Raw genomic sequence first — 26,972 nt, 5'->3', positions numbered from 1 at the left:
GGTCCTAGAGCACGCCGTCGGGCGGATGCTCCGTTACCTCCGGCGGCACGGGCATGTCGAGATCGAGCACGACGTCGAGGAGGACGACGAGCCCGAGGCAGCGCTCTGCGCCTCCGCCGTCTCGGGACGAGAGCCGCGCCACACGTCATCGCCCCGCAATGGCTCCGCGGGCTCTCGCCGTCCTCTCCGAGCGCGCTCGCGTACGACAAGCCGCTGCGCGCTGCGCTCGATGGCTTCACCTTGCACGCAGCGACGCGCGCCGGTGCGCACCATGCCGCGGCGAGGGAGGCGCTGCTGCGTTACGTGCTGCGACTCCCGAGCGCAAAGGAGCGCGTCGAGCCGCAGCAGGACGGCCTGGTGCGGCTGTCGCGGAGGCGCGCCTTCGCTGACGGGACTGCCCTTGTGGACATGGATCCGCTCTCGCTCTTGTGCCGCCTCGCAGCCAGCGTTCCGCCGCCGCGCTTTCACACCGTCAAGTACGCGGGCGTGCTCGCGTCGGCGAGTCGCCCACGTTGGCGCGCAAGCGCATCGGACCGCGCCCTGCGAAGCCAGAAGAGTCTACGAAGGCGGACGATGACGCCGCTCCGAAACGCAAGCGTGGCGGCTATCGGGCGGTCGACAAACCGCGCCGAGCTCTTGCGCCGCATATGTGCGATCGATGCCCTCGAGTGCCCAGCTTGCAAGGGGCGGATGAGGCTCGTCGCCATGGTCACTGAGCCCCGGAACATCGTCCGCTTCCTCTCCGCGCTCGGCGAGCCGACCGATGTTCCAGCCCGCTCTCCCAACCGGGGACCACCGTGCTGGAAAAGCACCGTTGTGCGCCGCAAGGCGCTCGGTGACGCCGTAGAGCGTCTCGCGACGCGCCTCCCGGGCCAGACCAACGCCCGGACGGACACGTATGCCCACGGCACGCCGATGCGCCTCTTAGCGCGCGCGGCGCCGCCCGAACCACGCTCTTTCGACCCAGGACCGAGGCATCACGACGCTCGCGGTCCCACCCTTTCGCTCTGCCGCGCTACACTTCCTTGCGATGCGATCCGGCTTGATTTGCCTACGCGCTACGGCGTACAGCGTCAATTCAGAACGCGGCGCGGGAACGAGGCTGCGAGATGGGTTCGGCGAAGGGCGGGGTGGAGACGCGAGGTGCAAGCCGCCGGGGTGACTGCCGAGCGTGGTGCGGGGCGAGCACGATGGTGGAGGCAGGGCTCCGGCACGGGCCTGGGCCTGTGCATGGTCGAGCGGCTCGTCACGCTGTATGGCGGAATGATCGACGTCCGGATCGAGCTCGATGTCGGGACGACGTTCAGCGTCGCGTTGCCGTTCGCGAGCGCGTAGGAGCGACCTCCCTCCGGCGCTCGATCCTAGCGGCCGAGCAAGATCCGTTGCTCTCCCGGCGCGAGGATGTGGACCTTCCCAGGCGCGATCCGCCGGGCCGCCATCACGCGCTTGAGCTCGGAGACCGCCTGGCCGGGCTCGTCCGAGGAGTTGATGAACGTGTCGAAGTGGATCGGCACCACCCATTTCGCGCCCATATCTTCGCAGGCCTCTAGCGCCTCTGCCGGGTCCACGTGGCGCGAGTGCATGAAATCGCGCGGCCCGATCGGCGCGATCGGCATCAGCGCGAGATCGATCGCGGGGAACCGCGCCCGCGTCTCCGTGAACACCTTGCGATCGTAAGCGGTGTCCCCGCCGAAGTAGACGGTGACCCCATGATATTCCACGACGTACCCCGTGAATCCACCCCAGCCGAGGGCGATGTCGACTCCGTAGCGGCCTCCCCCGTGCTTCACCGGGACGGCGGTGATCCGCAGCCCGTCGTGCTCCCAGCGCTGCCACGTGGAGAGCTCGATCGTGTCGAACGCGAAATCGGGCACGTAGGGGAGGGCGCCGCGGGGGACAAAGAGCACCGGTGTCTTCCCCTCGATCATCTCGAGCGAGCCGAGCGACAGGTGATCGAAGTGCGTGTGCGAGACCAGCACCGCCGAGAGGGGCGGCACGTGCTCCGGGTCCAGGCCCGGCTCGACGAGCCGCGCGGAGAGGAGGCCCACGGTCGAGGTGAAGACCGGATCCGTGAGGATCTGCTTGTCGTCGATCTGGACGAGCGCCGTCGCGTGGCCGACCCAGAGGACGGCCAGGCGCGCGTCTTTGCGGTAGGGCTCTCGCACCTTGTTGGCGACGGGCGCCGGGCCGCCGAACAGCGCGCCCGTGTTGCCTGACAGGACGCGTCCCGGCATGCTGTTGCAGGACAGCGCCGAGGCGGCGAGGAGCGCCATGAGAGCGGTGGTGCTTGCTGCGCGGAGCATGGGGTCAGAAGTACCTGAGGTTGAGCGTCAACGTGGTCCCGCGCAGCGCGCGCGTCGGAGAGTAGGCGACCTGCACGCCGATGACACCAAAGAGCGTGTAGAGGCCGGCCTCGTACGCCGCCGCGACCTCGCCGCCGAGCGTGAAGGCGGAGCCGCCGAGCGAGCAGGAGAGGTACTCTCCGCGGTGGAGCAGGGGGAAGTAGGCGCGCACGCCGCCAGTCAGCTGCACGTGATCTTCGATGCCGGCGCCGGAGAAGAGGTATTCGGGCGTGACATGGATCTCGAGCGCTCCGGCATGCCGCGCGAGCGGCTCGGCGAGGAGGCTGCGCCAGGGAGACAGCCTCCGATTTCTGCCGAAGGAGTAGAGCAGCGGGGTGAGCTGCCAGCGCAGGCCGAAGCGCGTGTCGTCGGCGTAGAGGTGCCAGGTGGGGCTCGGAATGAGCTGCGACGCGGCCCAGGCGAGGTTGGGGCTTATCCCCGCCTCGGCGAGGCTCTGCGTCTCCGCGGCGCGGGCGGGGGAGCCCCAGGCGAGCGCGCCTGCCAGCGCGGCGCCGGCGAGCGAGCGCCGGAGCGCTGTCGCGGGGCCGCCGCGCGCAATGCAGGGCAACCGAGCGCCCGCAGCCGCCCGCAGCCGCCCGCAGGCGCTTGCCGAGCACCGCGAGGATGGCGAGGGCGCGACGTTGCCCGAAGCGAGCGCGGTGGCATTCTCCTCGGCGCGATGGCAGCTCGCTCTCGCCACCGTGCGCCCTCTTGCCTTCTCCATCTTCTCTCTTCTTCTCTGCCAGCCGCTGTCACCCTCACGGAGAACCAGTACAGGCACCGACCGCGCCTCAATGCGCGAGCGCGGGGCTCTCGCCGCTCCGCCGAACGGCGCTGCCATGGGCCCGGAGCGCGGCGAGGCCTTCCGCGCGGCTCCGCACGGCGCGGTAGCCAATCTCCTTCTTCGCCCGAGCAGACGAGAGGTGAAGCGTTTGCCCGAGGAGCCGCACGTCCTCGAGGGTGAGCGGTGGGCGCCGTCGCGGCGCGAACCACCCGAAGAGGTTGGTGAGGAGCCACCCGAACAGCACCGCCAGGGGGAGGGGTACGGACCAGGCCTTCGCGTCCACGCCGCGCGTCGCCATGAGCTCCGTCAAGAAGGTGCGCATCGGCGTGACCTCGTCGTCGGTCACGAAATACGCGCGCCCGCCGACGTCACTGCGCACTGCGCAGCTCACCGCTTCGGCGACATTGTCGACGTGGGCGACGCTGTAGAGGTGTTTGCCCCCGCCGACGTAGGCGAAGCGCCCGGCGCGGAAGGCCTCCGCGATGATGTCGAGGGTCGGCGCGTCCGGGCCCCAGATCATCGGTGGGCGGAGGCTCACGGTGCGCATCGCGGGGCTGTCTGCCTCGAGCACCATCGCCTCGGCGAGCGCTTTCGTCGCGCTGTACGGCAAGGAGCGATCGACCCTGGGCGGGAGAGCGTCCTCCTCCCCTTCGCTCGGCCGAGAGCCCTCGATGACAACCGACGCAGCCCCGAGGTAGATGAAGCGGCGGACGCCGGCCGCGCGCGCCGCTGCGAGCAAGCCGCCGGTGCCCTCGACGTTGGTGCGGGCGTGCTCGCCCCAGCGCAGGGCCGAGGTGAGGGACGCGGCCGCGTGCACCACGACCGCGGCGCCCATGCAGCCCTCGGTGAGCGCGGCGGCGTCGTGGAGGTCGCCGCGGACGGGCTCGGCGCCGAGAGCGGCGAGCTTGGCAGCGCTGGCGGCGCTTCGCGCGAGGGCACGGACGCGGTACTCACGCGCGATGAGCGCACGGACGATGGCGCGGCCCACGAAGCCGCTGCCTCCGGTGACGAACACGGTCTCTGCCATGACGAATCTCTCCTGTTCGGGCCCGCTCCGGCGCGCCATCCAGGATCATCTATAGCATCGCTACACGTATTGTCTATAGCGGCGCTACAATTGGTCGGCGATCGCTTGGAACACCGCGTCGAGCGCCCCCGCCGAGGTGGCGCGGCTCGGTGGTGCGCCGGAAGGGCTGGCGACGATGCTCAGCGCGAGGCCCTGGACGACGGCCCAGACGTGCTCGGCAGCGCGCTCGATCGGCACGCGCAGGGCGCCCGCCCTGGCGCAACGCTCGAGGCGGTGCCGCATCAGGGCGTAGCTCGGCTCGAATATCGACGGCTGCTCGATGCCGCGCGCCATCAACGCGGCCGTGACGGAGGGGTGGGCCTGCACGAATTCGAGCACGTGCTCGCAGCCCGTGCGGAGATCCGCGACGGGGTCGTCTGTCGGCGTGAGCGCCCGTTTCTTCGCCATGAACTTCTCGAGCGCGACGGCGTGGACCGCAGCCACGAGCCCGTCCCGGCTGCCGAAGTGGTGGTAGAGGGTCGGCATCGTCACGCCGGCCTCCTCGCACACCCGCCGCGTCGTGAGCGCTGCTGGGCCTTCGCTCTCGAGTACCCGGTACGCTACGGCGAGCAACTTATCCTTGACGTCGGCCATCGCCGTCAGGCTAGCACAGCTAGCCTCTGGCAGCTCCTCGCGACCCGGAGGCAGCCCGACGGCGCGCTGAACGAGACCGCGCGGGCGACGCTCTCGGCCGTCGATGTGCGCTATGCGACGGCGTTTACGTGGATTGACCCTGGGCGATGAGGGCGACCTACTTGGCCGCGATGCTCGCCAGGGCCTGGGCGATGCGTGGCGGCGCCCGGACCACGCTCTTTCGACCCAGGACCGAGCCATCACGACGTGCTTTTCGACACCACGGACTCGAGAGTCTTGCGAGACGACAAAGCCGAGAGCCTCGCGGTGCGCATGGCACTACCGCAACATTGACCGATGCCTCGTTCCGAAGGAGACTCGCCGCATGGGACTGCTGACCTTCTCCATCAACGTCACCCTGGACGGCTGCGTCGACCACCAGGAGGGGATCGTCGACGACGAGACGCACGCCTTCTTCACCCGCCTCATGGACGAGAGCGGCGCGATGCTGTGGGGCCGCGTCACCTACGAGATGATGGAGAGCTACTGGCCGGCGGTCGCCCGCGGCGACGAGGAGGCGCCTCCGGCGCTGCGCGAGTGGGCGGTCAAGCTGGAGACCAAGCCGAAGTACGTGGTGTCGTCCACGCGCAAGGACTTCCCGTGGACCAACAGCCACCCCATCGCCGGCGATCTGCGCATGGGCGTGCAGAAGCTCAAGGACGCGACCCCGGCCGGCGTGCTCCTCGGCAGCGGCAAGCTCGCGACCGAGCTGGATCGGCTGGATCTCATCGACGAGTACAAGTTCCTCGTCCACCCCAAGCTCGCCGGCCACGGCCCGACCCTGTACCAGAGCGGGCTGCCCGTCACGCGGCGGCTCGAGCTGGTCTCGGCCAAGCCGCTCCGCTGCGGCGCGGTGGCGATGCACTACCGGCGCGCGCGCTGACGCAGAGGAGCCCCATCGCGCCCAGCTCGCGGGCCAGCGCGTCGTCGGGAGCCTTCTCGCCGCGCAGCACCGCGGCGATGTTCGGCGCGATCCCCAGCCACCGGCACCGCGGCAGCCAGCTGGGCCTGCTTCGACGCGCGCGCCCGCTTCGGCGCCAGGCCAGGCGCCGACCCCGATCGGTGATGCCGCGGGCCCTTCACCGCGGGCGATGCGGCGGAAGAGGGCGCCGCGTTGGGCCACACCGGAGCCGCCCTCAGCGGCGAAACAGGCGGAAACTACGAAAATCGCTACTGTTTCCAGCGACCACTCGCTATCGACCGGCTTCTCTGGCGGGACAATTCCGCGGGGGCGAACCGTCGCGATCCGTGGGTTCGGCCGGGCTTTCGGGGGGACATGACGACGGATCGCTGCCCCTCGGAAGGCGTGGGCCCAACGCGGGCCCAACCGGCGGGCCCCGGGCCTACGGAGCTCGCGCCGACCGACGCGTCGCCTCGCGCCGCCGTGGTCACCTCGCTCGCCAACGCGTTGAGCCGCGCCGTTGCCCTCGGGGATGACGTGGCGGCCCGGGTCGTTCATGAAGCAATCGGTCGGCTGCTTGGGCTGCCAGCAGCACCGGAGGAGCGAGCAATCTTGGGCTGATAGTCGAGCTCGCCGATCGCGCTGAGTCGCCGCCGGGCCTGCCACTCGCCGGCGCCTGCAGACTCTGCTGAGATCGCCCACGCGCGATGTATGCGTGCGAAAGCGCCCCCGAGGCCTTCGAGAAAGCGACGTCGCCAGGCGGCAGGCCTGTGCCGGGGAGGCAAGCGCCAAGGTGTGCGCGGGGCCTGTTCCTCGGCACGTCTCCCCGAGGGCAATCGACGATGTACCGGACATCCACGGCCCACGTACAACATTAACCGATAGAACACGAGTGGGTTAATGATTGCCGTGCGCATGGGCGCCGCCGCGACACCTGTACATCGCTGCTCTACCAGCCGCAGTCGCGCCCTACAAGGCGAGGACGGCGTGGCGGTGCGTGCGCGAAGAGATAGTTCAATTCATCCATCGCAACGAGGGGCGGGGACGGTAGCATCACGCCATGGCCCGTCCGTGTCTTCTCGAGGTGTCACCGATGCGGCTCCGGCCAGGCAGTGCACCTTGGCCGCGACCTGCCGTAGGCAACGACGCACATCGAGGTCGAAGGGGGGTCCAATTTTCGCGGGCCCCTCACCTGGCAGGGCGCGGGAGGAAGCGGCGAACAGGGAGCAGCCACCAGAAAAGTGCGGGTACCGCCTTCGCCTAGGGTCGACCCTCGTTCCCAAGTCGTCGTCCTCGTGCGATACATCGGCCCTGAGCCGATGGAAAAGCCCGCAGCACCCCCTCAAGAAGGCCAGTTCGTCCGCGTCCGCGCCCGGCGCTACCTCGTCGAGAAGGTCCAGCGCGTCGACGATGAGGACACGGCCGTCACGCTCGCCTGCGTCGACGACGACGCAGCGGGCGCTACCCTCGAGGTCCTCTGGGAACGCGAGCTCGACGGCACCATCCTGAAGACCGACGCCTTCGAAGCTGGCCGCGTTGACGGCTTCGATCGCCCGGACCTGTTCGCCGCTTACCTCGACACGCTGCGCTGGAGCTCCGTCACCTCCACAGATCCGCAGCTCTTCCAGGCCCCATACCGCGCCGGCATCTCAATCAAGGCTCACCAGCTCGAGCCGCTCCGTAAGGCCCTGCTCCTTCCGCGGGTCAACCTCCTCATCGCCGATGATGTTGGCCTCGGCAAGACCATCGAGGCCGGCCTCATCCTTCGCGAACTCCTCCTGCGCCAGCGTGTCCGCCGCGTCGTGGTCGCCTGCCCGCCTTCGGTCGTCCTCCAGTGGCGGGACGAGCTTGCCACCCGCTTCGGCCTCGCCTTCCGCGTCCTTGACCGCGCTTACGTCCTCCGCGTCCGCCGAGAGCGAGGCCACGCCACGAACCCCTGGGCGACCCACCAGCTCTTCGTCGTCTCCCATGCGCTGCTGCGCGACGAGGCCTACGCCGGCCTCCTCCGCGCTCTGCTAGGTAGCGAGGGCGAGCCGGGGGGCGGCGCTCGCGCCGGGTCCCTCCTCATCCTCGACGAGGCGCATCATGCGGCCCCCTCCTCGGGCGCCAAATACGCGGTCGACTCCCGCTTCACCCGTGTCATCCGCGATCTCGCCGGCCGCTTCGAGCACCGCCTCTTCCTCTCGGCAACCCCGCACAACGGCCACTCCAATAGCTTCTCGGCGCTGCTCGAGATCCTGGACGACACGCGCTTCTGCCGCGGCGCGCCCATCGATCCCAGGGATCGCGACGCCGTCGTCGTCCGTCGGCTCAAGCGAGACCTCAAGGACGCCCTACCAGGTGAGATCCCCGAGCGGCTCGTCCCGCAGCACGACATCACCGGTCTCCCGGACAACGCTCCCGAGCTCGAGCTCTCGCGCCTGCTCGGGCGCTACCGCGAGCTGCGCGAGACGCGCCTCGCAGCGCTCCCTAAGGGAGCGCAGGCCAGCGCGGCGCTGGTCGTCACCTCGCTGCAGAAGCGGCTCCTCTCCTCCATCCACGCCTTCGCCCGCACGCTGGAGGTCCACCGCCGCTCCGTCACGCAGCGCCGCACTGCCGCCACGCCGTCCCCACCACCGCCCTCGACCGCGCAGCTTACGCTCCTCGCCGAGCCGCCGGGCATGGACGACGAGGACGCAGAGCGCGACGAGGCATCAATCCGCGCCGAGGAGGACGCCCAGATCGTTCGGGCCACCGCCGCCGATCCGAGCGTCCCTTCCGCCGAGGAGATCTCCCTCCTCGACCGCATGCAGGAGATCGCGCAGCGGCACCGCACGGCGCCCGACGAGCGCATCCGCAAGCTCATCGACTGGATCCGCGAGCACCTCTGCCCCGACCTCGCCCCGCTCGACGCGCCGGTCCGTACCGCGCCGAAGGCGTGGACCGATCGCCGCGTCCTCATCTTTACCGAGTACGCGGACACCAAGGATTACGTCTATCAACAGCTCCGGACCGCGATCTGCGAGCCCGAGCGCGTGCGATCGCGTATCCGCACGTTTCATGGGGGAATCTCCGACGAGGTGCGCGAGGAGATCAAGGAAGCCTTCAATGCCGATCCGCGCGTCGAGCCACTGCGTATCCTCGTCTGCACCGACGCCGCCCGCGAAGGCGTCAACCTCCAGAACCACTGCGCAGACCTGTTCCACTTCGACCTGCCGTGGAACCCCTCCCGCGTCGAGCAGCGCAACGGTCGCATCGATCGCACCCTTCAGCGTGCCCCGGAAGTCCGCTGCCATTACTTCGTCTTCACGCAGAGACCCGAGGACCAAGTCCTCGAGACCATAGTCAACAAGACCCGCACCATCCAGAAGGAGCTCGGTAGCATCGGCGCCGTCGTCGAGGGCCGCCTCGCCGCCCTCCTCGAGCGCGGTGTCCCACTTGGCCGGGTTGCCGATCTCCGCGCGGCGATCGAGCAACTCGGCGAGGAGCCGTCCCGCGCCGCCGCTCGCCGCGAAGAGCTGGAAGCAGCGCGTCGCCCGCGGCAGCTTGCGGCTGAACTCGCAGACCTGCGCGAGTTGCTCGAGCGCGCCCGCAGGCACCTGGATTACGAGGGGGACCGTCTCCGCCGCGCAGTCGACGCCGCACTCGGTCTGCTCGGCGCGGGGCAGCTTGAGCCAGTCACAGCGAATGATCTACGGGGCGCCTATCGCTTCCCTGATCTCGCCGCTCGCGCCGCGGTCGACCCGAGCTGGCTCCCCCTCCTCGATCTCCTCCGGCCTCCCCGGGAGCCGTCCGAGGCCCTCTGGGACTGGCGCCGCCGCACGTCTCTCCGTTCCGTCGTCTTCGAGGATCCTGGCAAGCTCGGCGCTGGCGTCGTTCACCTCCACCTCGAGCACCCGCTGGTCCGCCGCCTCCTCGCCCGCTTCTCCGCCCAGGGATTCGTGCACCACGACCTGCACCGAGCTTGCGTCCTCCGTACGCGCGCCGCCGTCCCCTACGCGATACTGTTCGGCCGGGTCGCCCTTTACGGCCGGGAGGCCGCGCGCCTCCACAACGAGATCACGGCCGTCGCAGGCCGTGTCGGAGGCCTCGACGGCCGGGAGCCGCTTACGATCCTGGACGATCCCGCCGAGCCACTTGCCCTCGTACGCGAGGCGCTCGCCGACCCTGCACTGCGCGACGTCGATCTCGATTGGGCACGCCGTACCTTCCTCCCCAGCGTCCCCGCCCACCTCGAAGCGCTTGGCCCGCGCCTCAAGCGCCGCCTAGACGAGCAGCAGCGGCAGGCCGACCGCCTCCTCGCCGAGCGCGGAAAAAAGGAGGCCACCGCGCTCGTGAAGATCGTCACCGATCAAGCGAAGCGCCTCGCGCGCCACCGCGCTGAGCTGAAGAAGCGGTACGGTATCGGGGGCGGAGACCAGCTCCTCCTCGGTTTTGCCGAGGATGAACGCGATCAGATTCTAGATGATCTCGCCTACTGGGATCGCCGCCTCGTCGAGCTCGAGCCGCAGGCACTCGCCGAGGCGGCGCGCATCCGAGAGCACTACCACGTCCGCTCCACCCGCCATGAGGCCGTCGGCCTCGTCTACCTCTGGCCCCAGTCCGGTTAGGAAGTCCATGGCCACCGAGAAGGAACTCCTTTCATTTCATAAAGGCTGGATCGGCGAGCTTACCGCGGAGCACGTCGGCCTTGTCGTCACCGCGCAGGCACTGGTGCGCGCCCAGGCCTACTTCGACCGCAACGTGCTCGCCGAGCTTCACCAGCGCTTCCTGGCGTTGGTGCCCGACTTGGCCGGGCAGACGACCCGTAAGGCCGAGCGCGCCCAGCGCAATGCGGGGGACGATGCCGATCCGCAGATCGCCGACATTTCGGCGCTCTTCACCGATCTGTTCGAATGGCCACGCGACCGCATCGCAGGTATGCATGGCGGTCCCCCGCTGCCCGAGCTGGTCGTCCGCCTCGACAATTTCGGCGATGATCGCCTTGAGCCCACCTACGCCCTGCTCGACACGCCTCCCGCGGACGGATCCCCTCCCACGCCCCTTGTCCTCGTGCGCGTCGAGCCACCCGGCACCGATCTCGATCGTCCCCTTTCGGAGGTGGGCCGGCGCTGGGCCGCGAGCTCTGAGGCCCGCTTCGAGCGCCTCCTGCGCGAGCGCGACATTCCGATCGGCCTGCTCGTCCACACCCGCGCTATCCGCCTCGTTTACGCCCCGCGCACCGAGACCGCCGGTCACCTCACGTTTCCCGTGCGGGTGCTGACCCGGACCGCGGGACGCGACGTCCTCGGCGCGATGGTAATGCTCCTCGGCCCTGGCCTGCTCATGGGTCCTCAGGAGCACCGGCTTCCCGCGATCCTCCGCGAGAGCCGCCGCTACCAAAACGAGGTCTCCAGCAAGCTGGCCGATCAAGTCCTCAGCGCCCTCCAGGATCTACTCGTCGGCTTCCAGTCGGCGCGATCCCTCGGCGGGGACAGGCTCATGGCCCGGGAACTCGTCGAAGATCGGCCGCACCTCTACGGCGGCCTCCTGGCCACGATCCTGCGGCTCGTCTTCCTGCTCTATACCGAGGACAAGGGCCTCTTGCCGGACGATCCGATCTTCACGGGCAGCTACTCCCCGACGGGATTGTATGAGCGCCTACGGGACGACGATGCGCGATTCCACGACACAATGGATCAGCGTTACGGCGCCTGGGCCCAGCTCGTTTCGCTCTTCTCCATGATTTTCTTCGGCGCGCGGTACAAGGCCCTGCGCCTTCCGGCCCGCCTCGGCGACCTATTCGACCCCGACGCCTACCCCTTTCTCGAGGGCCGACCCTATCTCAGCACCCGCGGCAGGTTCGAGCGCATCGACCCCCCGAGCGTCGCCGATGGTGTAGTATTCCGCGTCCTTCACAAGCTCCTCTTCCTCGACGGCGAACGCATTTCGTACCGGACCCTGGACGTGGAGCAGATCGGCAGCGTGTACGAGGCCATGATGGGCTACACGCTGGAGCAGGCGTCTGGCCCGACGCTCCTGGTCAAGCCGCATCACGCGGCGGTGGATCTCGCGACGCTGCTCAAGAAGAAGCCCGAGGATCGTCTGAAGGACCTTAGTGAGGTCGGTTGCAAGCCTGGCGCCGCGGTGGCCGCCGACATCAAGAAGGCCAGGACGGTGGAGGCGCTAGCGCAGGCGCTGTCAAAGAGCGCGTCTCCGCATCGCCCCGGCGTGCTACCGCCTGGGTCCTTGTACTTGCAGCCGACCGAGGAGCGCCGGCGCTCAGGCTCCCATTACACGCCGCGGGAGCTGACCGAGCCGATCGTACGCAAGACGCTAGAGCCCGTTCTGGCGCGGCTCCCCGAGCGCTACCGGGCATCGGATGTTCTGACCCTCAAGGTGTGCGATCCGGCCATGGGATCGGGGGCATTCCTGGTGGAGGCATGCCGTCAGCTCGGGGCAGCGCTGGAGGAGGCCTGGAAACGCTACCCGGAGGATCGGCCGGTCATCCCGCCGGACGAGACGGAGGAACTGCACGCGCAGCGGCTGGTGACGCAGCGGTGCCTGTACGGCGTAGACAAGAACCCGTTCGCCGTGGCGCTGGCGAAGCTGTCCTTGTGGCTGGTGACGCTGGCGAGGGAGCATCCGTTCACGTTCCTGGACCATGCGCTACGGGAAGGCGATTCGCTGGTGGGCCTGGATCGGGAGCAGATCGCGAGCTTGCACTGGGCGCCAGGAAAGCAGGCACAGGTGCCGCTCCTACGAAAGGGGATCGACGAGGCGCTGAAGAGGGCAGAGGCGCTGCGGGAGCAGATCCATCAGCTAGCCGACTCAGATGACACGAAGGAAAAGGAGCGGCTTCTGGGGGACGCAGATCACGCCGTGGCTGCAGTGCGGAGGGTTGGCGATCTAGTCGTGGAGGTGTTCTTCTCCGAGACGAAGGAGAAGGCGCGGGTGAACCGACTGGACGACTACGCGAAGCGGCTGGTGTTGGATGTTGGGAAGCTGCCTGAGCCGGACCTGCAATTTAAGCCATTTCACTGGGAAATCGAGTTTCCCGAGGTGTTTTCAAGAAACAGCCCAGGGTTTGACGCCATCGTAGGGAATCCACCATTTTTGGGTGGAACGATGATATCCACCAACATTACCGATGAGTACTTCAGATTCATAACAAATTATTTTCCCGAGTCGGGAAACCGAATGGATCTGGCCGCCTATTTCTTTAGGCGCTCTTTTGACAAGTTACGAAGCGGCGCGTGCATGGGACTGGTGGCAACTAAGACGATTGCCCAAGGGGACACGCGAGCAGGTGGACTGGGCTGGATATGCAGAAACGGAGGCATTATATACGGAGCTCGTCGTCGGCTTAAGTGGCCTGGACGGGCCGCCGTAACAGTTAGTATAATTCATTTGGCAAAACATGCCACGGTCGCCAAAAAGACAATCGACGACATTTGCGCAGATCAGATTACGGCATACTTGTTCCGACACGGCAGTAGCGAGGAGCCCGCTCGACTTCGTGCTAGCAGTGGCTTAGTGTTTGAAGGTTACAAGATAGCGGGCCAAGGCTTTCTGTTTGATGATCTTGACCAGGATGCGAACCCCACCTCTGAGATGAAGCGATTGATCGTAAAAGATCGCCGCAACAAAGAGAAGATATTTTCCTATCTCGGAGGGGACGAAGTCAACTCAAGTCCTACCCATGCGGCACATCGCTATGTAATCAATTTTGGAACCGCAACGGAGGAAGAGGCAAACGCTTGGCCCGACTTGATGACCATTGTTCGTAATAAGGTCAAGCCTCGTCGAGATGTTGCAAATAGAGGTGCGCATCGAGTTCGATGGTGGCAGTACGGAGAGGTTCGTCCAGGCCTTAGTGCGGTGCTGGCTCGTCAAGACAAGGTGATCGTTATTGGGCGCGTATCGCAGCACTTTGCTGTTGCAATCGTGGACTCGAAGCAGGTGTTTTCCGAGCAGCTGGATGTATTTTCGTTGTGTAGCTATGGCGCGTTTGCGGTGATTCAGTCGCGATTGCACGAGTTTTGGGCGCGGTTCTTTGGATCGTCTCTGGAGGATCGACTTCGTTATACACCTACTGATTGCTTTGAGACGTTCGCGTTTCCTCCTGGCTGGGAGCATAATCTTGCCATCGACGAGGCGGGCAGGTGCTACTACGAGTACCGGGCAGCTCTGATGATCAGGAACCAGCAGGGTCTCACTACTACATATAACCGCTTTCACGATCCTGAGGAAGAGGAGCCTGATATTAAGAGGCTTCGCGAACTTCACGATATCATGGATCGTGCAGTTCTTGACGCTTATGGGTGGACTGAGATTCGCCCCACGTGCGCTTTTCTCCTTGACTATGATGATGACGATGATGATGAGCCCGAGTCAGCCGGACGGCCGCGCAAGAAGAAGCCTTGGCGTTATCGCTGGCCCGACGACGTCCGCGACGAAGTCGTCGCCCGGCTTCTCGCCCTCAACCAAGAGCGCGCCGCCGCCGACTGTGCCGCCACCCAGCGTGTCGCTGGCGTGCCCTCACCGAAGAAGACCCGTTGATCTCTCGGGTGCAGTTCCGCTCGGCCGCTTTGTTCCGTCTGCTCAAATGCTCCTCCAGTAGTGCCGCACCCCCCGCTTGTTGCTACGCACCGCGGTCCTGTTGCTCCCTCCTGTCGCCCGGTGCCGCTTTAAAACGGCTGAATCCGAGCACGTCGGTGGTTCAGAACTGTGTCGGAGTCCTAGGTTTTCCACCCACCTCCTCGCAGAAGTCTCTCCCGGACCGACATTTACCTCATTCTCCGCTGGAGCACGTCGCGGCCATATATTTCCGCTCGCCAATCGCGTATTCTCGCCGACCCCGACTGTACGCTCCTGACGGTGGGTCGGGAGAAGGGAGGAACGCGCCGTGGAGCCTGTGGACGTACGCGAGCGTCTTGTGGAGATCCTCCGCGAGGACCTCGTGGGGCCGGCCGTGCCGGACGAGCGCCTCGCAATTCCGCCGTCCCGCTGGTATCTCACCGGCTTCCTCGTCCCGTTCGAGGGGGACGAGGGGGACCGCGTCGATCCCGAGGCGCAGGAGGAGCCGGACGAGATCGGGGATGATCCCCGGGCCGCCGACGCCCGCGCGCCGGATCCCACGTCGCGTCGGCGCGTGCTGCTTCCTGCATCGCTCGGGCTCAGCGTTCTCGTGCCGTCGTCGGTGCGCAACCTCCGGGTTACGGCCACGTGGGGGGACTACGCACCTGAGGCTCCACCGGATTGTCAAACTACCCCATCCTGCTCCGAGGAGGCCGACGAGACGCGGCCCGTCGCACGGCCCTGGCGCCGGGCGCCCCGGGAGGTCACGCGCGAACTCCTCGTCGACCCGGCCGGCTCGCTGCAGTCCTACCCTCTGGAGGCAGACGAGAGCGGGCTCACTCTCGTCGTGCTGAGCCGGCGCCGCGCCGACGGGGACGGGCTCACCGTCTCCGTGTTCCTCGTCAACCGGCGTCCGCCGGGGTCGCCGCGCGACGCGGCCTTCGCCTTCCAGGCGGCGCTCGCTCTCCATTGCAAGGAGGGACTGACGGCGAGGCCCAACCTGCGCGGCCGCGACGATGGGAGCGATAATGTCGATGCGGACGAGCAGGTGGCCGAGCTCCAGTACCGCGACGCGGTTGAGCATGCGGTCGGCCACAACGTGGCCACGGCGGCTCGCCTGGACGCGGATGGGGTTTGCCGGCAGGTCGAGACCGTGTGGATCCCGAGTGCCGAGGTCGAGCGGGTGGTGCCTGCTACGCTCGAGGGGCTCGATGCTCGCATGGAGGCGCTCGCGAGTGTGCCAGATCTGCGCGCAGCGCTCTCGCCGATCGCCGATGCCTACAAGGCGTGGATCGAGCAGCAGGCTGCGGCGCGCCTCGCAGATGAGGCCCAGCGGCACATGCTGGAACAGCTGCTGCGCGACGCCCGCTGCGTGCAGGGGCGCATCGCAGAGGGGATCGCGGCGCTCGTGGACGAGAGGGCCGACGCGGCGCTGCGAATCACCTGCCGGGTGATGGCCCAGGTGGCGCGCGCCCGGCGGCCCACGGTGACGCCGGCGTGGTACCCGTTCCAGCTCGCGTTCGTGCTGATGAACGTGCCCGGAATCGTCCATCCACAGGGTACGACGCGCAGGGACGTGGACCTGCTGTTTTTCCCGACGGGCGGCGGGAAGACGGAGGCGTACCTAGGCCTTGCCGCGTTCACGCTGGTGTACCGGCGCCTTCGGCATCCGGGCGTGCGAGGGGCCGGGGTGAGCGTGCTGATGCGCTACACGCTGAGGCTGCTCACGCTCGATCAGCTCGAGCGGGCTGCGGCCCTGATGTGCGCGCTGGAGATCGCCCGGGAAGCCGATCCGCGGCTCGGGACGTGGCCCTTCGAGATCGGGCTCTGGGTCGGCGAAGCCGCCACGCCCAACCGGATGGGCCGGGCGGGAGATCGGAATCCACACTCGGCGCGGGAGAAGACGCTGGCATTCCGGCTGCACTCTGGCCGGAACCCCTCGCCGATCCCCATCGAGCGCTGCCCGTGGTGCCATCAGGTATTCAAGCCGCTGAGTTTCCGGCTGCTCCCTGATGACGAGAAGCCGGAGCGGCTCCATGTGTACTGCGCGTCCGCGTCGTGTCGCTGGTCAAGCCGACCGCTGCCGATCGTCGCCGTGGACGAACCGATCTACCGACGGCTGCCCTGCTTCCTGATCGCGACCGTGGACAAGATCGCGCAACTCCCCTGGGTGGGTGAGACGGGAGCGCTATTCGGGCGCGTAACCCGATACGACGCCGAGGGCTTCTACGGGCCCTGCGACAGGCCCGGGATCGGGACGCCAATTCCTGGAGGGCGGCTGCCGCCGCTGGACCTGGTGATCCAGGACGAGCTACACCTCATCTCCGGACCGCTCGGGACGATGGTGGGGCTTTACGAAACGGCTGTGGACGGGCTCTGTGCCGAGGAAGAAGCGGCGCCGAAAGTGGTGGCCTCGACGGCGACGGTGCGACGGGCAGCGCGGCAGATCCAGGCGCTCTTCGCCCGCGATAGCACGGTGGTGTTCCCGCCGCCGGGGCCCGACCGGAAGGACTCGTTCTTCGCGAAGACGGTGCCGGCCCCACGGACGCCCGAGGAACGCGCGGACACGGCGTACGCCCACGCGCGGCGGTATGTGGGCGTGGCCGCGCCGGGGCGGAGCCTGAAAAAGGTGATGCTCCAGGTGTCTCTGGCACTGCTCGCGGGGGCGCAGCAGCTTTACGAGGAGGCCGGCGGCGACGCGGTCGAGCACAACCCAGCGGCGCCATACATGACGCTGCTCGGGTACTTCAACAGCCTGCGCGAGCTCGGCGGGAGCCGGAGGATAATCGAGGACGAGGTCGCCACGCGGTTGCGCCGGTACGACGAACGGCAGCGACCCGAACGGGCTGCGCCGGTCTTCGCACGGCGGTCGATGGGTGAAGTGGTCGAGTTGACGAGCCGCGAGCCTACGTCGCGTATCTCGTCGTCACGCCAGCGCCTGGAGGTGCAGCCACGGGAGAAGACACTTCAGCCGGTCGACGTGGCGCTGGCGACCAACATGATCTCGGTCGGGCTCGACATCCCGCGACTTGGGTTGATGATGGTTGCCGGCCAGCCCAGGGCGACTGCCGAGTACATCCAGGCAACGAGCCGGGTCGGGCGCGATCCCCAGCGGCCAGGGCTCGTCGTGACGCTGCTCAACGTGCACCGGCCGCGCGATCGGTCGCACTACGAGCGGTTTGAAGCCTACCACGCAAGCTTCTACCGGGCGGTGGAGGCGACCAGCGTGACGCCGTTCTCGCCACGCGCGATCGATCGAGGCGGCGCGGCGGTGCTCGTGGCGCTCACGCGGCTGCTGGACCCCAGGATGACGCCGGAGGGGGCCGCGGCGGGCATCGGCAGGGTGAAGCCGCTCCAGGAACAGGTCGAAGAGTTGCTCAGGCAGCGGGTGGCAGAAGCCATCTCGTCCGAAGAGAGGGCGGCGCTGCACGTCGACTTGGGAAAGCGGGCCCAAGATCTCTTCGATTCATGGTCGGAACTGGCCGACGAGCACACAGGCCTGCGCTACGCGCGCGCGGAGAAGAAGGCTCCGACGTTGCTCTATGATCCGTTGGCGGAGCGGCCCACGAACGATGACCGCGAGAAGTTCCGGGCGCCGCGCTCGCTCCGCGACGTGGAGCCGATTGTGGCGCTGCGCGTCCAGGTGCCCGAACTGCCGGAGGAGACCTGAGATGGCTACGAAGAGGACCGGCAACCGGGGGGCCGGCGCCAGGAAGGGCCGCGCGGGCGGCCAAGGGGAGGGCCCCGCGCCGCCCGACGGACACATCCGGCGGAGTCAGGCCGTAACGACTTTCGGCCCTGGGGCGCTTGTAGACCTACCAGCGCGATCGGGCATCGTGTCGGGGCCCGACCACTGGGGCGACCCTGCAGCGGAGGATTCGCGGCTCCGTCGCATCGAGGAGCCCCGGCTGCTCGCCCACCTGGCAGAGGCTGGGATCACGGGGCTCTACACGCCGCCTGCGGCACCCAGCCGTGACGACGCAAAAGCCGAAATCCCTGTCTGGGAGCTGCCGCGGTGGTTTCTCGTGGACCCCCATGCGCCCCAGGGGGAAGACCGCGCGCGACGCTCGCGCCGGATGGTTCACCGTAGCGCGTTCGAGGGCATGACGTGGGGCGGCCGCCCAGTGGTGCCGATCCGGTTCGTGCAGGCCTGCATTCACGGGCACGTGGGCGACGTCGACTGGATGACGTTCGTGCACCGGGGGGAGAGCAACTGCGAGGCGCTGTACCTCGACGAGGTCGGGACGACCGGGGACTTCGCCGAGATCTTCGTGCGCTGCGCGTGCCGTGCCAGTCGGGCGCTGCTCGACGCCATCCCCCGCCACAAGGACGATTCGAATGAGATGCCGCTCGGGATGTGCCCGGGCGGTGAGCCCTGGCTGGGACCATTGCACTGGCGCGGCGGGCCCGGCCGATGCGATGCACCGGCTCGGCTGCTCGTGCGCTCCGCGACGAATGCATATTTCCCGGAGCTCATGACGGCGATTTCGATTCCGGGCGGCGCATCGCTGGCTGATCGCATGGTGGCAGAGCTGTGGGAAGAGGCGCGCTTGGAGGTTATCGATACCGGAGAGGCGCTGCGCCTGGCAAGGAAACTTTTACCCAAGTTGGAGGATGCCTTCAAGAGGCTGGAACTGGACGACGCGAACGTGCTGGCGGCCATCGAGCGGCGGCGGCGCGATCGCGCCACCGCCCAGGGAGGCCTGAAAGGGCCCGAGATCGCACGCCTGCTGAGTGAGGATCTCGGGGTGGATAAGGAGGAAAGCGAGCTGTTCGCGACGGAAGTCGCGCTCCCCGAGCCTCGTCCGCCGCGGCTTCAGGCTGTCCGGCGAGTGCTCTCCGTGCACCGGCTGCGAGAGGTGGTTGCGCTGATCGGGTTCACGCGGATCGATCAGCCGACGCGCGACGCGGAGGGGGCGCTGGCCGTGGGCGCGCGGCGGGCGCGGCTGTCAGCAGAGGCACGGTGGGTGCCTGCCGTGGAAAACCAGGGAGAAGGGCTGTTCGTGGCCCTCGACCCAGGCGTGGTGGTGTCGTGGATGACGCGGCCGAAGGTGGAGCAGCGCGAGACCGAGTTGCGCGCGGGGTTTGTGGCCTGGGCGGCGAGGCACGCCGACGCGGCAGCGCGATTTCCCGGAGTGGCGTACGTGATGCTTCATTCGCTGTCGCACCTACTGCTGACCGCGGTGGCGCTTGAGTGCGGCTATGCGGCAAGCTCGATCCGCGAACGGGTCTACGCGGGGCCAGAGGGGTATGGGGTGCTGCTCTACACGGCGACGGCGGACGCGGAGGGGACGCTCGGCGGACTGGCCGGGGCGGCGGGGCGGCTCGATCGACATCTCCAGGCGGCTCTCGCTTACGGATCGCTGTGTTCGAACGATCCGGTCTGCGCTCAGCACGAGCCGCGCCAGGCCCTTGAGGAGCGCTTTCTGCACGGGGCGGCTTGCCACGGATGCCTTCTCCTGCCGGAGACGAGCTGCGAGCACCGGAACGAGCTCTTGGACCGAGCACTGGTGATGCCTACGGTAGAACCGATCGGAGCGGAGCTGTTCGGGCCGGATACTGGTACATGGTAAGCACGATGGGCCCGGAGCTAGAGAAGCTCGGAGTGCCGGCGCTGAAGCGGCTAGTCGAGGCGCTAGAGCGGCGCCTGCTCGCGTGGCCACCTACAGCGACAGCGCTACGGAGTAAGCAGATACACGAAAATTCCGAGGCGCTGGCCACAGATTTGAAGGCACTTCACGCCGCGTTCTCGTCTATCGAGGAAGGCGTCGCGGTTCTCAAGCTGCTGAAGACGGAGCGGGCGCGCTGCGAGGAAGAGCAGCGACGCCGTCTGACCCTGGTATGGTCGGGGCCCGAAGGGGCGTCGCAGAGCCGGGACACCGCAGTGGCAGTGAAGGAGCTGTTCACGACGGCGAAGCGGAAGGTGCTGCTGTCGACCTTCAACCTGGGTACTCCGGATCTCCTGAAGCCGCTCGTGGAGCGCCAGAAGAATCCCCCTCATCTCGATGTGCGACTGTTCCTGTGTATCAATAAGCAGCTGATGCGGGGGTGGATGGAGAGGGACACCATGGTCCAAGACACATCCGAGCGGGGCAAGAAGCGCCGTTACCCGGAAGATCCAGAGGCGGTGTTCCGAGAGAGGTTCAAGAGGAAGTACTGGCCCGATGCGCTCCTGCCGCAGGTCTTTTACGACACCCGGAAGCAGTTCGTGCTGCATGCGAAGTGCGTCATCGTGGATGATGAAGTGGCCTACGTGGGATCGGCAAACCTGAGCAAGTGGGCGCACACAGACAATTTCGAGGCTGGAGTTATCGTGCGGGATCCTCAGTTTGCCAAGGAGTTGGCGCAACAGTTCGAGCAATTGGCATATAAGGGGAAGATGAGAAAAGTGGCCTGGTAGATGATATTTATGACGCTCTGGTCCTCAGGTGAATCGAGCTGGGCTTGCTCGGCTTCCGCCTCTCGGGTTCTGTAGCAGGGTGACGAGGATGCGAGGAACGCCGAGCTCGCCATGCGGTCATCAAGGGGCGAGCACTTTGAGCAACGTGCGCAAGCGAGCTCGAAGCCAAGGCGTATCTAGTTGTCAATCAGAAGCGCGCGGAACGTGTCAAGTAATTCTCGATTGACACGCTGGCGGGTTTAAGTCGTCCTCATGGCCGGAAACGATCGCTGACACCCTGGCAACGCCCCCTGAACATCATAAGAGCGTCGAACATTCGCTCCGCCTCATGGTCGTCGAAGTTGCGCTGGCAGTAAACAACGAGGCATTGATGCTCATTGTTGCCCCACTCTCCGGGCGAAGTCCCCCTGGGTTCCACGAAGCCCGATGATATCGCGCAGCGCACCGATGGCCTTTGTGCGTCGCTTGTAGAGCGTAGAGAGAGGTAGCCCTGCGTCTTCTGCCACCTGGGCCATCGGGATCCCATTCAGATCGTGTGCCACGAGAACAAATCGCAGCTTCGGATCGAGCTCGTTCACCGCGTCGATGGTGCCCGTCCTGACGCTGTCGGATTCCATCCTAGCAGCGGCATCCGGGGCTGGATCGGTCACATCGATCAAATCGACGAGCTCCTCCCTGCGGTGCTGCATACGCTGGTGATAGTGCGACGCAACGTGTACGGTGATCCCGTTCAACCAGCGTTCCGGCCTGCCACGCTTCGGATCGAACCTGGGCCAGCTCTCCCAGGCTTTGAGCCAGACTTGGCCTGCGACGTCGGTACGATGGCACCGTGGGACCCCAAGCCTCCCCAGCCAGCGCAGGACGGCACGAACCTGCGCCGGGCAAAACAGGCGCGCGTGCGCAGCGGCGCGCTCGTCTTCATTCGACAGACGATCCATGGCGTTACCCTCCCCCGCGGGCAATCGCCCGTAAGCGGGTGATGCCGCGCGTCCGCCTCATGCGGCACCGGTTCGCGGTCTTCCCCGTCCGCTACCAAAGGAAGACGTCAGCCGTAGCTGCTCAGTTCCCGTAGGGCCGGCATGCTCGCCAGCAGGCGCCTGATGGCGTGTAGCTGCGAGGCGCGGCGGCGCTCATCCATGGCTCCCTACTCCCGGAAGTGTCGTATTCAGCTGCGAGTGCTCTGCGTCCTCCCAGTCGGACGCGTTGGCGGAGCTCGTCCCCCCTTCGTCACGCTGTAGCGGGAAGCTCGTCAGCGTGGCGGCGCGCTGGACGAGCTCCGCCCCCGCGGCGGTGCGGACAGGGAGCGGCGACCGAAGCCGCGGCAGCGGAGGCGGCGGGAGCTTCGCCCGCGGGCTCCTGGCCGCAAGCTCGGGAGACGGCACCACGGGCGGAGGAACGTCGAGCGCGCGGGGAGGTATCGTCGGCGGAGTCGGTGGCGCCGAGCTCGGCGCCGACGACGCCGCGGGAAGCGCCGAGCTCTCACGCTTGGTGCTTGGCGCACCGATCTGCATTACCACCGTCGTCTCCGCGTCCGTTCGGTGGTCGTCGTGCAGCCGCCACAGGCGCTCCCAGTACCGCGCAGGCGCGCCGGTGAAGGCCTCCAGCTGCCGCGCGAGGCCGGGCGTCATGGGGAGGTCGCTCCTCAGCAACCGCTCCACCTCCCTTGGTTCCAACCCCGTGCTCTCGCCCAGCTTTCTCCTCCACGAAGGCGTCGTCGCACAGAACGACTCCAGGACCCTGCCCGGCCGGGGAGCGGGGCGCGCTCGGGCGTCTGTCAGCTCTGCAAGCGCCGCGTCGACGTGACAGTCCAGAAGGCGCCGATATCGGTCGCGTTCCCCCGCTGCCTGCTGCTTCGCATCGGTGAGGGCCGCCTCCTCGTCATCATGCGCGTGCTCGCGCGCCTCGCGAAGCCCGCGCTCTCGTCCCAGCGCTTCGCGCGCGGTGACCGCGAAGCCGATCGCGACGCACGCGATCATCGCGAGCCCGAGCGGCGACACGAGCCACATCGCACCCAGCATGTCTTCCATGAACTTTCGCCTCCTGGACCTGAGCGTTGTTGTCCGACGCAAGGCGGATCTCGGCGTTGCGCTGCGCGAAAGCAGCACCGCTATCCCCGCCTGCTTAGCTGTTGATGGGTAGCCGACGATTCAGCGAAGCTGCCTGAGCAGCGCTTCGCGCTCCGCGGCGAGCCGCCCTCGCGGGAACTGCCGCGCGTGAGCCTCGAGCAGCCGCCGAGCCTCGACGTCGGCCATGACGTCGTTGGCCTCGATGGCCCTCCGCGCCTGGTTGACCAGGCTCCTCTCGACCTCGCCGGCGGTCGGTCGAACGGCGCCCGCCGGAGGCGCGGCCCGGTGACTTCTCGTCGTCGCGTTCGGGGGAGCAGGCGTGCCGGTCGCCATCGCCTCGCCGTGCGCGCTTCCGTGTTCTGTGCGCGACGAGATCTCGTGCGCGGTCGCCGCGGCGGGCGCCGCAGCGTCGGGCGCCCCATCTCCGCTGGCGGGCCCCGCGGCGCTCTGGGCGCCATCTCGCGCGCGGGGCGCCACGGCGTCCTGCTCCGCGGGCGCGGTGGCAGGGGCGCGGACCGCCGCCGCCCTGATCCACGATTCCAGGTCGGTCAATGGCGGCACGGCGGAGACGAGCGCGCCGGTCAGCAGGACGAGCGCGGCCTGAACGAGGATCCTCAGGCCCAGCCGGCGCAGCGAGGCCACCCACGACGCGCGACGGCCGAAGCCCAGTGCAAGCGGCACGCAAATGCTCCCGTCCCTTCCCTGAGAGCGCTCCTGCGCCTGCCACCGTCCCCCCTGCACCTCGAGCTCCTTGTGCGCCCGCCGGTGTCGCGTCTTCACCGTGTCCAGCGGGAGCCCCTGCTCGGCGGCGATCTCGGCGAGCGGGACCTCCTCGAGGTCGTGCTTGATCACGAGATCCCGGTACTTGGGCTCGAGTTGGTCGATCAGCTGCCGGGTGAGCTTTTCCCGCTGCCGTCTGCGGAGCAACTCTTCCGGCGTGGGGAGCTCATCTCGGATCTCACGCTCATCGAAGGACGTGAGCACCTCGCCGCGGCTGCGCGCGTCCCGGACGTGATTGCGCGCCTGGTTGACGGCGATCGTGATGCGGTACGGCCCCGGGTCGCCGCCCGGCTCGATACGTTGGTCGGCGTCGAGCCCCCGCAGCAGCGCTTCCTGGGCGATATCCTCGGCGTTTCGCGCCGGTACACCGTGGCGCCTGGCCAGGCGCCGGAAGAGCTCGAAGCCGGGGGAGACGGTCTCTGGCTTGGCCACGATAAGCAGCACACGCGAGGCGGCCCAAAAGGTTCAGAAAAATGAGTCGAGGAGCAACTTCGGTCGGATAGTGTGCCGCCATGTAGTCGGCCAGGCCGCGCTTGACCATGTCCGACGGATGGTTGAACGCATTCCCTCATTCGACCGCCAATTCCCACCCAAGCCGCCGAGACGTGCCGATTTCTGCCGGTTGACGCCGAGCAGCCGGCGTCGGTACCGTCGCGGGATGCGTTGCATTGCGCATTCGCTCTCAATTTTTCTTGCGCTCGGGGCCGCAACAGGCTTCCCGAAATCGTCCAGTGCGGACGATACCCATCCGAAGGCGGGACCGAGCGACGGGTCGACGGTGAAGGAGCATGTTCGCCGTGGTCGGAGAGCGCGCAAGGCCGGGCAGTGGACCGAGGCAACCGCTGAATACAAGGCAGCTTTGGAGGCCGCGGACGCGTCGACCAGCACCGAGGTGGAGCGCGCGGAGCTCGCCGGCGAGCTCGGCCTTTGCGAGCTCGCGCTGCACAAGTACCGCGACGCGGCCGAGCACCTGGCCAGGAGCCTAGAACAGCGCGAAGCGTTGCCGGAAGCGCTCCAGCAGCGATTCGAGGCCGGGCAGCGCAACGCAGCGCCGCACGTCGCGCGGCTCGTGCTGGGCGTCGATCCGCCCGACGCCGAGGTGCTCGTCGACGGCAAGCGCATCGGCCGGACCGCGCGGACCTACACGCTGTTCTTCGAGCCGGGCCAACACATGGTGCGGGGCCGTGCACCGGGCTGTAAGGACGCGCTTCATTCCTTGCGCGCCGTCGCAGGCGCGGAGCACGAGTTCACGATGCCGTTGCTGTGTGCGGCGGCGAGCGGCGCCAAGGAGGCGAGCAGCGCCAGGGGGACCACGACCGCGACGCCGACTCCGGTGCGCGCTTTGCCCGCTCCGCGCGCGCAGGCCTCCAGCCCGTGGGCCTCGTGGCCGGGGACGCTGCGTGTCGTGGGAATCACGCTCGCGACGGGCACCGTATCGGCAGGCGCCATCCTCATGATCAGCGCCAGCAAGCTCGATCAGGACATGAGCGCGCGGCGTGACCAGCTCGAGAGCGACCCGAGATCGAACTCGTCCATGTGCTGGCAAGCGCCAGAGCGCTCGCCGTGCGGCGAGCTGCGGCGCCTGCGCGACGCGCGCAACCTGTCGGACCGGGTGGGCACGGCGCTGGTCATCACGGGCGGTGTGATCGGCGCGGCCACCGCCGCGTCCTTCTTCACGGACTTCTCCTTCCTGGGCCGCACGTCAGCTCAGGATCGGGTCCAGATATCGCCCGTCGTGACCGGGCACGAAACGGGCGTGAGCATCGAGGGGGTGTGGTGACCATACCGAATACCGAAGGGATGCAGCCACGGGAAGGCCGAAGAGCGTTGGCCGCCGCCGTTGCTGTCGTGGTCTGTGCGTGGGGAGCGAGCAGCACGCTGATGGCTTGCACTTCGTACCGTGACGATTGCTGGGAAGTGATGGAGTGTGTCCCTGCGCCTGAGCCGACTTTCTGTGACGGCGACCCAGTGACCGCGATGGCGCTCGACGAATGCGGGGTGTTCGTCAGCGAGTTGGGCGACGACAACAGCCCCGGAACGAAGGACGCTCCGGTGAAGACCCTGCAACACGCGATTGGGCTCGCCGCGCATGGGCGAAGCCACGACGAGGAGCCGACCCGGCGCGTGTACGCGTGCGGCGGGGAGTTCACGGAGACGATCTCGCTGCCCTCGGGCGTCGACCTCTGGGGAGGGCGTCGGTGTGACGGCGGGGATTGGTCGTACGAGGGCTCATTCGAAGGGCCGGATCACCCGACGATCATCGCTCCGCCGGGGGGGATCCCGCTGCGGATCCTCGGGGAGGAGGGTACGGCGCTCGTGGGGAACGACGCGACGTCGGTGATCGCCGGCGTGCGCGTTGTCGCGGCGGACGCCTCGGCGCGCGATGGCAAGTCGTCGATCGGGATGATTCTGAGCACGGGGGCCAGGGCGAGCGTGCGGGAGAGCGTCATTCTCGCGGGCGACGGCAAAGATGGAGAGCCGGGCAAGGACGCGCCGAGCTATCGAGCACTGGATGGCGTGGAGGGGAACGATGGCGCGTCTTCCTGCACGGCCGACGCTGCCGTGGGCGCCCTTCCGGTGGCCAACATGTGCGACGACGGCATCGAGTCGACGGGCGGATACGGCGGCGACGGCGGGCTTAACGGCGGTGGCGATGGCACGCGAGGACAGCCCGAGCCCGCGGAAAATCCCGAGGGCAAAGGCCTTGGAGGAAGCGGTGCAGGCAGCGCACCGTGCAAAGACGGGGCGAAAGGCGCGGCGGGCGCCGACCGTGGTCGCGCTGACGGCGCGGCTGATGAAGGGTATCTCAACATCCACGGATGGGTCGGCGTTCTGGGCGAAGACGGAGAGACGGGCGGCGTCGGCCAAGCGGGCGGCGGGGGTGGCGGCAGCAAGTCGCGCGGGCCCATGTATGCGTGTCCGACAAGCCGCCCCCAAAGTGGTGCGGCCGGTGGCTCGGGCGGAAGTGGCGGCTGCGGCGGCACGGGGGGCAGGGGCGGCGGTTATGGCGGCGCGAGCATCGCCATCGTTGCACTGGAGGACACCGAGTTAGAGCTAGCGGCGACGCTGGTTGTCGCGGGCAACGGTGGCAAGGGCGGGGTTGGCGGAACGGGCCAACTGGGCGGCGTCGGTCAACTGGGAGGTCAAGGCGGTTTGGGTTTTGGTAATGGTATGTGGAACGCGTGCGACGGCGGCCGGGGGGGTGACGGCGGCCGCGGCGGTGATGCCGGTGGCGGGCTCGGTGGCGCTTCGGTCGGCATCGCCTACGTGGTCCCCCATTTCGCCATCCTGCCCGGCACGACCATCGAGGTTGGGGGAGCTGGAGACGGCGGCCCCGCAGGAAACGCCGATGCCAATGACGAGGTGGGCAAAGGCGGGCCCGGCCCATCGGGTCAACTCTATCGTTTCGGTGCGGAAAACGAGCTACCCCGCTGAGTCGCTCACCGCAGCGCTGCCGTCGAG

At 67.8% G+C, this 26,972-nt stretch carries 17 protein-coding genes and 1 pseudogene; 10 read left to right on the top strand and 8 right to left on the bottom strand.

Annotation, left to right across the window (positions count from 1 at the left end; genetic code table 11):
* Positions 1–4: 4 nt before the first annotated feature.
* On the bottom strand, positions 5–142 hold the full coding sequence (locus tag POL72_RS44380) for a hypothetical protein (RefSeq protein ID WP_272102966.1): 138 nt from the start codon (positions 140–142) through the stop codon (positions 5–7).
* Between POL72_RS44380 and POL72_RS52045 the strand changes: the two are divergent.
* Together POL72_RS52045 and POL72_RS44375 are read left to right on the top strand one after the other, a co-directional pair.
* A pseudogene (locus POL72_RS52045) lies at positions 106–492 on the top strand (transposase); the annotation flags it as partial. The gene POL72_RS44380 and the pseudogene POL72_RS52045 sit on opposite strands and share 37 nt — an antisense overlap.
* Positions 493–1,143: 651 nt before the next feature.
* On the top strand, positions 1,144–1,335 hold the full coding sequence (locus tag POL72_RS44375; protein WP_272102965.1) for an ATP-binding protein: 192 nt from the start codon (positions 1,144–1,146) through the stop codon (positions 1,333–1,335).
* A gap of 26 nt (positions 1,336–1,361) precedes the next feature.
* Here POL72_RS44375 and POL72_RS44370 read toward each other — a convergent pair whose 3' ends face one another.
* The 4 genes from POL72_RS44370 to POL72_RS44355 form a co-directional block, all read right to left on the bottom strand.
* Positions 1,362–2,273 (bottom strand): MBL fold metallo-hydrolase, encoded by a 912-nt coding sequence (locus POL72_RS44370; RefSeq protein WP_272102964.1) that lies wholly within the window; start codon positions 2,271–2,273, stop codon positions 1,362–1,364.
* 34 nt (positions 2,274–2,307) lie between these two features.
* Positions 2,308–3,066 (bottom strand): hypothetical protein, encoded by a 759-nt coding sequence (locus POL72_RS44365; RefSeq protein ID WP_272102963.1) that lies wholly within the window; start codon positions 3,064–3,066, stop codon positions 2,308–2,310.
* A 67-nt stretch (positions 3,067–3,133) separates the two neighbouring features.
* On the bottom strand, positions 3,134–4,153 hold the full coding sequence (locus POL72_RS44360) for an NAD-dependent epimerase/dehydratase family protein (RefSeq protein ID WP_272102962.1): 1,020 nt from the start codon (positions 4,151–4,153) through the stop codon (positions 3,134–3,136).
* 84 nt (positions 4,154–4,237) lie between these two features.
* Complete coding sequence (locus tag POL72_RS44355) at positions 4,238–4,786, bottom strand: TetR/AcrR family transcriptional regulator (RefSeq protein ID WP_272102961.1); 549 nt, start codon at positions 4,784–4,786, stop codon at positions 4,238–4,240.
* A gap of 364 nt (positions 4,787–5,150) precedes the next feature.
* On the opposite strand from POL72_RS44355, the gene POL72_RS44350 reads away from it, so the two are divergent.
* The 6 genes from POL72_RS44350 to POL72_RS44325 all read left to right on the top strand — a co-directional run bounded on the left by POL72_RS44350 (position 5,151) and on the right by POL72_RS44325 (position 20,664).
* Positions 5,151–5,708, top strand: coding sequence for a dihydrofolate reductase family protein (locus POL72_RS44350; RefSeq protein ID WP_272102960.1), 558 nt, complete (start codon positions 5,151–5,153; stop codon positions 5,706–5,708).
* A 1,337-nt stretch (positions 5,709–7,045) separates the two neighbouring features.
* On the top strand, positions 7,046–10,315 hold the full coding sequence (gene drmD / locus POL72_RS44345; RefSeq protein WP_272102959.1) for a DISARM system SNF2-like helicase DrmD: 3,270 nt from the start codon (positions 7,046–7,048) through the stop codon (positions 10,313–10,315).
* Positions 10,316–10,322: 7 nt separating this feature from the next.
* Positions 10,323–14,246: an Eco57I restriction-modification methylase domain-containing protein gene (locus tag POL72_RS44340; RefSeq protein ID WP_272102958.1), complete on the top strand. Its 3,924-nt coding sequence runs from the start codon at positions 10,323–10,325 to the stop codon at positions 14,244–14,246.
* Positions 14,247–14,592: 346 nt separating this feature from the next.
* On the top strand, positions 14,593–17,934 hold the full coding sequence (gene drmA / locus POL72_RS44335; protein ID WP_272102957.1) for a DISARM system helicase DrmA: 3,342 nt from the start codon (positions 14,593–14,595) through the stop codon (positions 17,932–17,934).
* A complete protein-coding gene (gene drmB / locus POL72_RS44330) occupies positions 17,837–19,837 on the top strand; it encodes a DrmB family protein (protein ID WP_307730703.1) in 2,001 nt (666 codons plus the stop codon). Before drmA ends, drmB begins: the two co-directional genes overlap by 98 nt.
* A complete protein-coding gene (locus POL72_RS44325; protein ID WP_272102955.1) occupies positions 19,831–20,664 on the top strand; it encodes a phospholipase D-like domain-containing protein in 834 nt (277 codons plus the stop codon). The genes drmB and POL72_RS44325 overlap by 7 nt, the downstream gene beginning before the upstream one ends.
* Before the next feature lie 374 nt (positions 20,665–21,038).
* On the opposite strand, the gene POL72_RS44320 is transcribed toward POL72_RS44325, so the two are convergent.
* From POL72_RS44320 to POL72_RS44310, 3 genes are all read right to left on the bottom strand, one after another.
* Positions 21,039–21,602 carry a sigma-70 family RNA polymerase sigma factor gene (locus POL72_RS44320; RefSeq protein ID WP_272102954.1) on the bottom strand — a complete coding sequence of 188 codons (564 nt, stop codon included), beginning with the start codon at positions 21,600–21,602 and terminating at the stop codon, positions 21,039–21,041.
* Positions 21,603–21,794: 192 nt separating this feature from the next.
* Positions 21,795–22,691, bottom strand: a complete 897-nt coding sequence (locus POL72_RS44315) for a hypothetical protein (protein WP_272102953.1) — start codon at positions 22,689–22,691, stop codon at positions 21,795–21,797.
* 120 nt (positions 22,692–22,811) lie between these two features.
* Positions 22,812–23,942 (bottom strand): RNA polymerase sigma factor, encoded by a 1,131-nt coding sequence (locus tag POL72_RS44310; RefSeq protein WP_373372320.1) that lies wholly within the window; start codon positions 23,940–23,942, stop codon positions 22,812–22,814.
* 346 nt (positions 23,943–24,288) lie between these two features.
* Between POL72_RS44310 and POL72_RS44305 the strand changes: the two genes are divergently transcribed.
* On the top strand, positions 24,289–25,290 hold the full coding sequence (locus tag POL72_RS44305) for a tetratricopeptide repeat protein (protein WP_272103857.1): 1,002 nt from the start codon (positions 24,289–24,291) through the stop codon (positions 25,288–25,290).
* 20 nt (positions 25,291–25,310) lie between these two features.
* Complete coding sequence (locus tag POL72_RS44300) at positions 25,311–26,945, top strand: hypothetical protein (protein WP_444547649.1); 1,635 nt, start codon at positions 25,311–25,313, stop codon at positions 26,943–26,945.
* The last annotated feature ends 27 nt before the right edge of the window (positions 26,946–26,972 follow it).

The organism is Sorangium aterium, assembly GCF_028368935.1.
Lineage (GTDB): Bacteria > Myxococcota_A > Polyangia > Polyangiales > Polyangiaceae > Sorangium > Sorangium atrum.
Note: the sequence above shows the minus strand (reverse complement) of the source record. Positions and strands in the feature narration are given on the sequence as shown.